The following is an 8,149-nucleotide window of genomic DNA, read 5'->3' on the forward strand; positions in this document are numbered from 1 at the left end:
GCCCGCACCCGCCCCCCGACGATGGAGCTCATCGACGCGCACCACCTCGAGGCCGGTTGCGAACCCCGGCCGCGGACCAGGATCTGATCCGCACACGGAAAGGGCCCCTGCACGGGCCCTTTTCACGCGTACAACGCGGGTCTCTCCACGAGTTCGACCTCGACCCTGCCGCCGTTCTCCAGCGCCCGTACTCCCGCCTCGCACACCGCCGCCGCGGCATAGCCGTCCCAGACGCCTGGCCCGGTGACCGCGCCCCGCCGGGTGGCGTCGACCCAGGCCTGGATCTCCTGGTCGTAGGCCGTCTCGAAACGTTCGGTCCAATCCTGGGCGATGGTGCCGCCCCAGCGGCCGGCCATGCTGGTGACCAGGGCGTGGCCGTCGCCGATGCGGGCGGTGCCCCGTTCGCAGACGACCTCGGCCTGGACCTGGTAGCCGAAGCCGCAGTTGACGAAGATCTCGACGTCGCTGAGGGCGCCGCCGTCGGTCTCGAACACGACGAACTGGGGGTCCTGCAGATCCTCCGGGGCACCGGCCGAGGGGGTGGGGCGCAGCACCGTGACCGCCGTGATCTCGTGGCCCAGCAGCCAGCGGGTCGCGTCGGCCTCGTGGGCGACGGAGTCGCTGATGAGCATGGAACTGGTGAAGAAGGGCGGGCTGGCGACGTTGCGGTGCCGGTTGTGCACCATGAGCGGACGGCCCAGCTGGCCCGTGGCCAGCAGGGCCTTCAGCTTGGCGTACTCGGGGTCGTAGCGGCGCATGAAGCCGACCTGGACCCGGCGGTGGCCGAGGCGCAGTTCGGCTTCCAGGACGCGCAGGGCGGAGGCCGCGTCGGGAGTGAGCGGTTTCTCGCACAGGACGGGCAGATCGTGCTCGAAGGCGGCGAGGAGGGTGGCTTCGTGGGCCGGGCCGGGTGAGGCGATCAGGACGGCGTCGACGTCGGCCGCCGCCATGGCGGCCGCCGGGTCCGTGTGGGCGGTGCAGCCGTCGACACGGGCGGCGACGGATTTCGCGCGCTCCGCGTCGACGTCCACGACGGCTGCCACCCGCGCTCCGCTGGTGACTTCGTGGATGCGGCGCACGTGGTCGGCGCCCATCCTTCCGGTACCGATGACCGCGACTCCGAGTGGGGCGCGCTCCGTCATGGCCGTCCTTTCGGGTCGTCAGGCGCCGCAGGACCTCAGGAACTTGCGGGTGCGCACCGCGATCGGCAGCGGCTTGTCCGGCTCGCAGGGGTACATGTCCTGCTCGACGATGGCGAAGAGGTCCACGCCGAGCTTCTGCGCAGCCGTCAGGACCGGGCCCAGCTCCGGCACACCGGCGGGCGGTTCGCACATCACGCCGCGTGCGACGGCCGGGCCGAACGGGACCTCGTTCTTGACGACGTCGGCGAGGATCTCCGGGTCGACCTGCTTGAGGTGCAGATAGCCGATGCGCTCGCCGTAGGTCTCGATCAGCTTGACGCTGTCGCCGCCGCAGTAGGCGTAGTGCCCGGTGTCCAGGCAGAGGTTGACGGCGTCGGAGTCGGTCGAGTCGAGGAACCGCTCGACGTGCTCCTCGGTGTCGATGTGGGTGTCGGCGTGCGGGTGGACGACGATGTCCAGGCCGTACCGGTCCTTCACCTCGCGGCCGAGGCGCTCCATGCCGGTGGTGAGGTTGCGCCACTGCTCGGTGGTGAGCTCAGGCGCTTCCAGGATCTCGGCGGTCTTGTCGTCGCGCCAGAAGGACGGGATGACGACCAGGTGCTTGGCGTCCATGGCCTGGGTGAGGGCGGCCACGTTGCTGACCTGTTCCCAGGTGGAGTCCCACTCGGAGGGGCCGCGGTGCAGTCCGCAGAAGATGGTGCCGGCGGAGACCTTCAGGTTCCGCTTGGTCACCTCGTCGGTGAGCCGGGCCGGGTCGGTCGGCAGGTAGCCGTAGGGGCCGAGTTCTATCCAGGAGTAGCCGGCCTCGGTGACCTCGTCGAGGAAGCGTTCCCAGGGCACCTGCTGGGGGTCGTCGGGGAACCAGACGCCCCAGGAGTCGGGGGCGGAGCCGACCCGGATGCGGTCGAGCGCGAGGGCCATGTCAGGACTTTCCTTCCGAAGAAGTGGCTACGGGAGCGGTGAGGTCCCCCTCCTCGGGGAGCCCTTCGACGTCGACGCCGCGAACCTGCGCCAACTCGTGCTTGAGGGAGGCCAGTTCGGTACCGCCGGCCATGTGGTTGGTCAGCTCCTCGAGGCTGACGTCGCTGCGGGAGGCGGACAGTTCCATGGCGCCCAGGCGCAGCACGCTGAAGTGGTCGCCGACCATGTAGGCATGGTGCGGGTTGTGGGTGATGAAGATGACGCCGAGGCCCTTCTCGCGGGCGGCGGCGATGTACTTCAGCACCACGCCGGACTGCTTGACGCCGAGGGCCGCGGTCGGCTCGTCCAGGATGAGGACGCGGGCGCCGAAGTAGACGGCGCGGGCGATGGCCACGCACTGGCGCTGGCCGCCGGAGAGCGTGCCGATCGGCTGCTCCATGTCGTCCAGGACGATGCCCATGTTGCGCAGCTCTTCGTCCGCGGTCTTCTTCATCTGCTCGATGTCGAGACGGCGCAGCGGCCAGGGGCCCTTGGTCATCTCGGAGCCGAGGAAGAAGTTGCGCCACACCGGCATCAGCGGTACGACCGCGAGGTCCTGGTAGACCGTGGCGATGCCCTTGTCGAGGGCCTCGCGCGGCGTGGAGAAGCGCACCGGTTCGCCGTCGACGAGGAACTCGCCCTCGGTGTGCTGGTGCAGACCCGAGACGATCTTGATGAGGGTGGACTTGCCGGCGCCGTTGTCGCCGAGGACGCAGGTCACGTTGCCCGCGTACACGGACAGGTCGACGCCGTGCAACGCTCGGATGTTGCCGTAGGACTTGCCCGCGGCCTTCATCTCGATGACGGGACGCTCGTCCGCGGGCGGTGCGTCCTTCAGTGCGGCCCCGTGGGCGCCGGTGGTGTTGCCGGTCATTCCGATCACCTCCGGGTCGCTTGCTTGCGGACCCACAGATTGACAAGCGTGGCGCCTACGAGCATCACGCCGAGGAAGGTCTTGAACCAGTCGGGGTTCCAGCCGGCGTAGACGATGCCCAGCTGGACCAGGCCGAACATGAAGGCGCCGAAGACCGGGCCGATGATCGTGCCGTAGCCGCCGGTCAGCAGACAGCCGCCGACCACCGCCGCGGCGATGTAGATCAGCTCGTTGCCCACGCCCTCACCGGACTGCACGGTGTTGTACTGGAACAGGTTGTGCATGCCGACGAACCAGGCGCCGAAGCCCACCAGCATGAACAGCGAGATCTTGGTGAAGTTGACCGGGACGCCGACGGCGCGGGCGCTGTCCTTGTTGCCGCCGACCGCGAAGATCCAGTTGCCGTACTTGGTGCGCAGCAGGACCCACGTGGCCAGCGCCGCGAAAGCCAGCCACCACAGAACAGTGATCTTGACGTCGACTCCGCCGACGTTGAAGGACGAGGCGAACAGGGCCTTGGCCTGGTCGAAGCCGTCCATGTCGCTGATGTTGTCGGTGGCGACGTTGCCGGTGACCAGCTTGGTCACTGCCAGGTTCACGCCCTGCAGGCCCATGAACGTGCCCAGGGTGACCAGGAAGCTCGGCAGCCCGGTCTTCACCAGCAGCCAGCCGTTGAAGAAGCCGATGGCCAGAGACACCGCCAGGGCCGCGATCACGCCGACCCAGACGTTCAGGGTCAGCTGGAAGGCGGTCATGCTCGCCGTCAGCGCCGAGGCGACCGGCGCGACGCCGGAGGACAGGTCGAACTCGCCGCCGATCATCAGCAGCGCCACGGGCAGGACCATGATCCCGATGGTCGACGACTGGTAGAGGACCGTCGACATCGAACTGCCCTGGCGCAACGTCGGCGCCATGACCAGGAAGAAGATCAGGACGGCCAGGGCGCCGAGGAAAACGCCCACCTCGGGCCGGGCGAGCAGTCTCAGCGCCAGGGAGCGCTGCTGGGTCCGCCCGTCCTTCTCCTTGCCGGGGCCGGAGGCCGGCGGTGTTCCCACCGCCGGCGTGGCCTGCTGGGTCATGCTCATCACCGGGTGCCCTTCGCGGCGAACTCCCCGATCTTGTCGACGTTGGACTTGTCGACGAAGGCCGGGCCGGTCAGCACGGGCTGCTCGCCGCCGCCGCTGTAGTTGCCGTTGTTCTTGTAGAGCCACAGGCCGTCGACGGCCAGGTAGCCCTGGAGGTAGGGCTGCTGGTCGACGGCGAACTGGATGTCGCCGGCCTTGATGGACTTGATCAGGTCCTTGTTGAGGTCGAAGGTGGCGATCTTCGCCTTGCTGCCGGCGTCGGCGGCCGACTGCACCGCCGTGAGCGCGAAGGGGGCGCCGAGGGTGACGACGTAGTCGATGGAGGGGTCCTGCTTCAGCTTGGCGGTGATCGTCGACTTCACGGACGGCATGTCGGTGCCGTTGACGTTCTGCGGGTCGACCTTGCCATCGAAGGTCTTCGCCACACCGTCGCAGCGCTGGGTGAGGCCGACGTTGCCCTGCTCCTGCATGACGCAGAGGACCTTCTTGGCGCCGACCTCGTTGAGCTTCTTGCCGAAGGCCTCGCCGGCGACGGACTCGTCCTGGCCGAAGAACTCCAGCAGGTTGAGGTTCTTCCAGTCGCTCAGGCCGGAGTTGAGTCCGACCACGGGTATGCCGGACTTCTCGGCCTTGCCTATGACGCCCTTGAGCGCGTCCGGCTTCGCGAGGGTGACGGCGATGCCGTCGACCTTCTGGTCGATCGCGTTCTGGACCAGGTTGGCCTGGTTGCCCGCGTTCGGGTCGGCCGAGTAGATGAGCTTGATGTTGTCCTTGGCGGCGGCGGCCTCGGCACCCTTGCGGACGGTGTCCCAGAACGTGTCGCCGGGCGCCTGGTGGGTGACGAGGGCGACGGTCATGCGGGGCGTGGTCGCCTTGCCGGCGGACGCGTCCGCGGCGCCTTCCTCGGACTTCTTGCCTCCGGAACTGCTGGAGCAGCCGGCGAGGGTCAGGGCCGCTGCCGCGGCCACGGCGACGACGGGCGCGAACCTGCGAGAGCGGGGGTGAGAAGAGCGGTCCATCTTTCCTGGCACCTCACTGTGCTACTGCGGGGGAAAGGAAGGGATCACGAAGGGATCCGTGGTCCCGGAGCCTTACGGAGTCCGGATCATGATGCCGCAAACCGACTGTTGCGATGGCACCGGATACAAGTCGCTGCCAGGCCCGCTGTCAATACTTTGTTAAGACATCATTTCACAAGCAGGTCAGAATGTAAGTACAAACTATTGACAGCGCCGCCCTCCGAGACCTACACCTGGGGGGCGGCAGGTCCCGTGGAACCCGCCCCCACCGTCGCAGGGCGTCCCGGGACCCGCATCCCCAGCTTCCCGAGGAGGTCGCGCATGGCCGAGCCAGCCCAGTATTTCGATGTGATCACGATGGGCCGCATCGGGGTCGACCTCTACCCCCTGCAGACCGGAGTCCCCCTGGAGCGTGTGGAGACGTTCGGGAAATTCCTGGGAGGTTCCGCGGCCAATGTGGCGGTCGCCGCGGCCCGCCTGGGACGCCGCACGGCGGTGATCACGCGCACCGGCGACGACCCCTTCGGCACGTACCTGCACGAGGAGCTGAAGAGCTTCGGCGTGGACGACCGCTGGGTCACCCCGGTCGGCGCGTACCCGACGCCGGTCACGTTCTGCGAGATCTTCCCGCCGGACGACTTCCCGCTGTACTTCTACCGCCGCCCCAAGGCCCCGGACCTGGAGATCCACACCGACGAGCTGGACTTCTTCGGCATCCGCGGGGCCCGCATCTTCTGGATCACCGGCACCGGCCTGAGCGAGGAGCCCAGCCGCTCCGCCACGCTCGCCGCCCTCAAGGCCCGCGACAAGGCGGGTACGACCGTCTTCGACCTCGACTGGCGCCCGATGTTCTGGCGCGACCCCGAGGAGGCCCGCCCGTACTACCGCGAGGCCCTGCGGCACGCCACGGTCGCGGTCGGCAACCTCGACGAGTGCGAGATCGCCACCGGCGTGCGCGAGCCGCAGGCCTGCGCGGACGCGCTGCTGGAGGCGGGCGTCGAGCTGGCCGTCGTCAAGCAGGGCCCCAAGGGGGTGCTCGCCGTGCACCGCGACGGCACCCGGGCCGAGGTGCCGCCGGTGCCCGTCGAGGTGGTCAACGGCCTGGGCGCGGGTGATGCCTTCGGTGGCTCGCTCTGCCACGGTCTGCTCGCCGGCTGGGACCTGGAGCGGACCATGCGCCACGCCAACGCCGCCGGCGCCCTCGTCGCCTCGCGCCTCGCCTGCTCCTCCGCGATGCCCACCGAGTCCGAGGTCGAGGGCCTCCTCGCCGGGGTGCCGTCGCCGAGCACGAGCCACTGAAACGGAGCCTTCCTTGAACATCGGCATCCCGGACCTCACCACGGTCAGAGCCCGCAACCCCGAGGCCGTCGCCGAGGCGGCCGCCCGCCGGGTGCGCCGGCCGCTGATCGGCGACAGCGGCCGGCTCATGATCGTGGCCGCCGACCACCCGGCGCGCGGCGCCCTCGGGGTCGGCGACCGGCGCCTGGCCATGGCCAACCGCGCGGACCTGCTGGAGCGGCTGTGCACCGCGTTGTCGCGGCCCGGCGTCGACGGGGTGCTCGCCACCGCCGACATCCTGGAGGACCTGCTCCTGCTGGGAGTGCTGGAGAACAAGGTCGTCGTGGGCTCGATGAACCGCGGTGGCCTCGCCGGCGCCGCCTTCGAGATGGACGACCGCTTCACCGGCCACCGCGCCGAGGACATCGCCCGGCTCCGCTTCGACGCGGGCAAGCTGCTGGTCCGCGTCGACTACGACGACCCGGGCTCGCTGACCACCCTGGAGTCCACGGCCCGGGCGATCGACGCCATGGCGGAGCGGCGGCTCCCCCTGTTCGTCGAGCCGTTCATCTCCCGGCGGATCGACGGCGGTGTGCGCAACGACCTGTCCGCCGAGGCCGTCACCCGCTCCATCGCGATCGCCTCGGGCCTGGGCGGCACCTCCGCCTACACCTGGCTGAAGCTGCCCGTCACCGACGACCCGGACGACATGGCCGAGGTGCTGGAGACCTCCACCCTGCCCGTCGTCCTGCTCGGCGGCGAGGTCGGCGACGACCAGGAGGGCGCCTACGAACGCTGGCGCAAGGCCCTGCGGATGCCCACCGTCCAGGGCATGGTCGTAGGACGGTCGCTGCTCTACCCGGCCGGGGGCAGCGTGGAAGAAGCGGTCGACACGGCCGTCGGTCTGCTGTGATCCGGAGGATGCAATGACGTACCACCTTCCCGCCGGCAAGGGCCTCGGCGGCCCCTACACCGTCGACGTCACGCCCGAGAAGGCCGGGTGGGGCCACGCCGGTCTGCGGGTCCTGGAGCTGCCGCCGGGCGGCGCGCACTCCTTCGACACCGGTGACAGCGAGTGGATCGTCGTCCCGCTGAGCGGCGGCTGCACGGTCGCCGCCGGGGACGACTTCGGCCAGGAGACCTTCGAACTCCACGGCCGTGCCGATGTGTTCAGCGGTGTCAGTGACTTCGCGTACGTGCCGCGCGACGCCCGCGTCACCGTGACGTCCACCGGGGGCGGCCGGTTCGCGCTGACCGGCGCGCGCTGCACCCGCCGGCTCCCCGCACGCTACGGCCCGGCCTCCGAGGTGCCCGTGGAGCTGCGGGGCACCGGGAACTGCTCCCGGCAGGTCAACAACTTCGGCGCGGCCGGGGTCTTCGAGTGCGACAAGCTCATCGCGGTCGAGGTGATCACCCCGGGCGGCAACTGGTCGTCGTTCCCGCCGCACAAGCACGACGAGCACCGGCCGGGCGAGGAGTCCGTGCTGGAGGAGATCTACTACTTCGAGTTCGCCGGCCACGACGGCATCCCCGGCCTCGGCTACCAGCGCGTCTCCCCGTCCGGCCCGGGCCGCGAGACCGACGTGCTGGCGGAGGTCCGCGACGGTGACGTCGTCCTGATCCCGGACGGCTGGCACGGGCCGTCCATGGCCACGCCCGGCCACCACATGTACTACCTCAACGTCATGGCGGGCCCGGAGGCCGAGCGCGCCTGGCTGATCTGCGACCACCCCGACCACGCCTGGGTCCGCGGCACCTGGCCCGACCAGCCGGTCGACCCCCGCCTCCCCC

The 8,149-nt window shown here is 69.8% G+C and carries 8 protein-coding genes; 3 read left to right on the forward strand and 5 right to left on the reverse strand.

The features are described 5' to 3' along the window. Window positions 1–122 precede the first annotated feature (122 nt). The 5 genes from C1J00_RS33230 to C1J00_RS33250 are packed head-to-tail and all read right to left on the reverse strand — an operon-like array spanning window position 123 to window position 5,080. On the reverse strand, window positions 123–1,142 hold the full coding sequence (locus tag C1J00_RS33230; RefSeq protein WP_102912687.1) for a Gfo/Idh/MocA family protein: 1,020 nt from the start codon (window positions 1,140–1,142) through the stop codon (window positions 123–125). Window positions 1,143–1,160: 18 nt separating this feature from the next. Next, the gene (locus C1J00_RS33235) at window positions 1,161–2,063 is read right to left on the reverse strand and encodes a sugar phosphate isomerase/epimerase family protein (protein ID WP_102912688.1); all 903 of its coding nucleotides are present in this window, start codon (window positions 2,061–2,063) and stop codon (window positions 1,161–1,163) included. Between the two features lies 1 nt (window position 2,064). Beyond that, complete coding sequence (locus C1J00_RS33240; RefSeq protein WP_102912689.1) at window positions 2,065–2,976, reverse strand: ATP-binding cassette domain-containing protein; 912 nt, start codon at window positions 2,974–2,976, stop codon at window positions 2,065–2,067. 5 nt (window positions 2,977–2,981) lie between these two features. Next, complete coding sequence (locus C1J00_RS33245; protein ID WP_102912690.1) at window positions 2,982–4,061, reverse strand: ABC transporter permease; 1,080 nt, start codon at window positions 4,059–4,061, stop codon at window positions 2,982–2,984. Further along, window positions 4,061–5,080, reverse strand: a complete 1,020-nt coding sequence (locus C1J00_RS33250; protein WP_102912691.1) for a sugar ABC transporter substrate-binding protein — start codon at window positions 5,078–5,080, stop codon at window positions 4,061–4,063. The genes C1J00_RS33245 and C1J00_RS33250 overlap by 1 nt, the downstream gene beginning before the upstream one ends. Window positions 5,081–5,401: 321 nt before the next feature. Here C1J00_RS33250 and iolC point away from each other — a divergent pair, with 321 nt between their 5' ends. The 3 genes from iolC to iolB form a co-directional block, all read left to right on the forward strand. Next, entirely contained in the window at window positions 5,402–6,379 is a 978-nt protein-coding gene (gene iolC / locus C1J00_RS33255) for a 5-dehydro-2-deoxygluconokinase (protein WP_102912692.1), read from the forward strand. 13 nt (window positions 6,380–6,392) lie between these two features. Further along, window positions 6,393–7,271: a Cgl0159 family (beta/alpha)8-fold protein gene (locus C1J00_RS33260; RefSeq protein ID WP_102912693.1), complete on the forward strand. Its 879-nt coding sequence runs from the start codon at window positions 6,393–6,395 to the stop codon at window positions 7,269–7,271. Window positions 7,272–7,284: 13 nt separating this feature from the next. Beyond that, window positions 7,285–8,149, forward strand: an 865-nt coding sequence (gene iolB / locus C1J00_RS33265) for a 5-deoxy-glucuronate isomerase (RefSeq protein ID WP_102912694.1), incomplete at its 3' end; no start/stop codon positions are given.

Origin of the sequence: Streptomyces cahuitamycinicus, assembly GCF_002891435.1 — a bacterium.
Lineage (GTDB): Bacteria > Actinomycetota > Actinomycetes > Streptomycetales > Streptomycetaceae > Streptomyces > Streptomyces cahuitamycinicus.